This window comes from Prevotella sp. C561 (assembly GCF_000224595.1).
Classification (GTDB): domain Bacteria; phylum Bacteroidota; class Bacteroidia; order Bacteroidales; family Bacteroidaceae; genus Prevotella; species Prevotella jejuni.
Genome location: NZ_JH114144.1, coordinates 122,829 through 126,025, shown reverse-complemented (window position 1 = coordinate 126,025; position 3,197 = coordinate 122,829). Strand labels below are relative to the sequence as shown.

The 3,197-nt window shown below is 37.2% G+C and carries 2 protein-coding genes; both read right to left on the bottom strand.

The features are described from left to right. Window positions 1-1,038 precede the first annotated feature (1,038 nt). On the bottom strand, window positions 1,039-2,583 hold the full coding sequence (locus HMPREF0666_RS07175) for a hypothetical protein (RefSeq protein ID WP_157600259.1): 1,545 nt from the start codon (window positions 2,581-2,583) through the stop codon (window positions 1,039-1,041). 76 nt (window positions 2,584-2,659) lie between these two features. After that, on the bottom strand, window positions 2,660-2,911 hold the full coding sequence (locus HMPREF0666_RS07170; RefSeq protein ID WP_009011719.1) for a hypothetical protein: 252 nt from the start codon (window positions 2,909-2,911) through the stop codon (window positions 2,660-2,662). Window positions 2,912-3,197: the final 286 nt, after the last annotated feature.

Below are 3,197 nucleotides of genomic sequence, written 5' to 3'. Positions count from 1 at the left end.
AGAGAGAGAGAGAGAGAGAGAGAGAGAGAGAGTACACAATTATTTGGAACTACCAAATAATTCTCGCTCTTTTTTCTATCTTTTTTTGTTAAAGAATCTATTACGCCACAGAATGTCTGTGTCCCTCTTGTGAGGAGGTCACATCCAATAGCCGTAATAATATTCTTTATCATTTCCATTTGAAATACTGGTTAATTTTAACTTAACTGGGTGCAAAGATAAAAATAAATATTAAATCCCACAAAGAAAAGGCAAAGAAAAATTAAAATAAAAACTTCCGCTTCTCTCAAAGCATGGAACGAAAGGGCTTTCAACGCAAGACTGGATTTATTACACATTACTACAAGAAAAAGTTTTATTCTTATTTGCTGTCACTTTTAACATTCAGTGTAACCTCACTGTGTACTAACAAGTTAAGTAAAGACCAAGGCTGACAGGAATGACAGGAAACTTCGTTTTGACTGAATACCATCGCTAAGACGGTATTAACCGAGGGCAGGTTATGCAAGAGACAGGGTAACAAAGTGAACGGATTGTAGACAGGGTACGAGAAGAGACAGGGTAACAAGGTGAACGGATTTTAGACAGGGTATGGGAAAAGACAGGGTAACAAAGTGAACGGATTGTAGACAGGATACGAGAAGAGACAGGGTAACAAGGTGAACAGCTTGTAGACAGGGTACGAGAAGACAAAGTAACAGGGTTAACGCCTTTTGGCGGGGTAACAGATTTCTATAACCAATTTAATATTGTAAGGGGAGAGTAACTTTATCTATTACCGTCCATCTTTTCTATTTTAACCACTCAACCTACATATCAAAAACTTGCCCCCTGAACGCTACAGGAACGTTAGGAGGCAAGAAAACGAAAATTAAATTACCGAATGTAAATACTATGTTTTTATTAAGATAGTATCATGAAAAGAGAATTCTAAGAATGTTACGTATACTTTTCTTTCGTGTTTGTTAATCATATACATAATGAATTCCTATCACAAAACTACTTACATAAATCTATTACTGAATCAGATACTACAATTTACTCAAAGACATACTTCGGATATGCACGCGTTGTACGATTGATGTTTTGAACAATTGCATCACCACCATTTCTAATTCCAAGCAAAATATAGTTATTATCATCAAGTGGATTTAAGTTCTTTGTTGCTGTATAAATCACATTTCCGCGATCAATAAACATAGAACGTTCTAATACTAACTCACCCAAAGCTGGCAAGAAATAATAATCTCCGATATTTGAAGTTGGCTTTCCTTGTGATATAGGGAGGTCCATTGGCGTGAACAATCCATTTCTATCATAATCCTGTCCCTCGAAAGAGAACTGTGAATAATTTGGAATCTTATTCTTTCTCAAAATCCAAGCACCATTCTTCCACAAATGCTTATCAGCAATCCAATAAATATTATCATCCCAATGAATATCACCATTCTTTACTATATGCATAGCTTCATTCGCTGTTAATGTATTTACAGAGTTCTCAGAAGGAGAGTATACTGGATAACGAGTAGTTACATCTGAATAACTTGCAGAAGAAGAGCTTGGGAAATCTACATGATCACCATTAGCAAATGCAGTTCTTTGTCTACCCTCAAAGAATTCGTGATTTGTACCCCACATATAGAACCCTATTGTACCATAATCATGATAGATCTTTGGTGCGACATCAGCTGTAAAGTCATAAACCAAGTTTGGCTTAAAGTTAGCTGTAACTGTCTTAGTTGTAACAGAGGTAACTTTAGAAGTAGGATCGACTACATAATAGTCAACTTTCAAGGTATGCTGCCCTGGAGCAATGACCATGTAAGCTGAATTATCTACACTTGCAGAAGTATTTGTCAATGGGAATACCGTATTCTCTAAATTATTACCTGCAAGAGCTTTCATATTGAGCGTGATAGTACGTGAACCATTACTCTGCGCACTTGCTCCAAGGCCAGCAGCACTAAAAGAATAGTCTCCCGCAATATCATTATCCGATGTAACAACAATCTTCTGAAGACGAAGATCTTCAAACATACTTGCATTACTCAAGAAAGGCATAAAGCAAAGATAAGATGCCTTGTGCTGCAAAGTGAAAGTATATGTGCCATCAGAAGCTCTGTTGGCAGTAGCTACACCACAGTCGCCAGACTCACCAAAGTGTTCTGAATTATTAGGGGCTTTCTGATTCTGTACAGCAGCGATTGTTACCTGTGTACCAGAAATTGCATTCTTACCTGTATATGTTACAGGATAACTTGAAGCAGTAAGAGCACCAGGAACTTGGAATGTACCTCTCGCTTTTGACGGGGTAAGTTCACTTGAGGTACTCTGTGTATATGTACCAGAAATATTTACGAAAATTTGGTCATCATCTTCCCAAAGAAAGTCTCCACCAGTGTGGAAAGCATGATTAGTCATTGATGTTCGTGATGTTGGCGCTGTTACAGAAGCAAAAGTAGTCGTTATCTTTCCACCTGCCTTTTCATTGCCCTTCTTTCCATCAGCAATGTCATCGTTTGAACATGCTGCAAACAATAGCAAAGCTACTGCTGCAGGAATAGCCATTTTTAAATTTCTCATAATTTGTTGTATATAAAATGATTTAAATAAATGATTTCTTTAACTACTATATAATTACTATTTGTTTCATAGTGCGTTAATCAAACCCGCCACCAAAGCCTGCACTTGCATGGCCACTACTTCCACTTGATGAGCCTGACTCTGCATCTTCATGACCACCACTGAGGCTTTCAAAGCCAGACTCTGCACTCGCATGTCCTCCGCTAAGAGCATCTGAACCAGTTTGAGCAGATTGGTGATCACCAGAAAACTCACATAAACTGTTCCCCTCAACTAATTGTATAACTTCAATAGAAGGAGATTCATACACACGTTTCTTCTGTTTCACTTAATTTCTTATTTAATGGTTATAAAATCAAAGTTAATTACCACGAGCTATAGACGTGTATTCAAATCTACAGAACAGGTTAATTTAATCTTTTATATTGGCTTACTTCGTTAATGATTACAAACACAAAAAAGACAAAGAAAACTTACTATAAGTTCTTTGCCTACATGGAGTTATACGGTGCTCCTCGCGCGCGTACGATAAAAGAAGAAAAAAGATTTATTTACGTCTGCTCTGAGAGAGAGAGAGAGAGAGAGAGAGAGAGAGTACACAATTAGTTAGGTAA

Bases quoted from the DNA above. Each gene is read 5' to 3' on its own strand.
- HMPREF0666_RS07175 (WP_157600259.1), bottom strand. From the start codon at position 2,583: ATGAGAAATTTAAAAATGGCTATTCCTGCAGCAGTAGCTTTGCTATTG.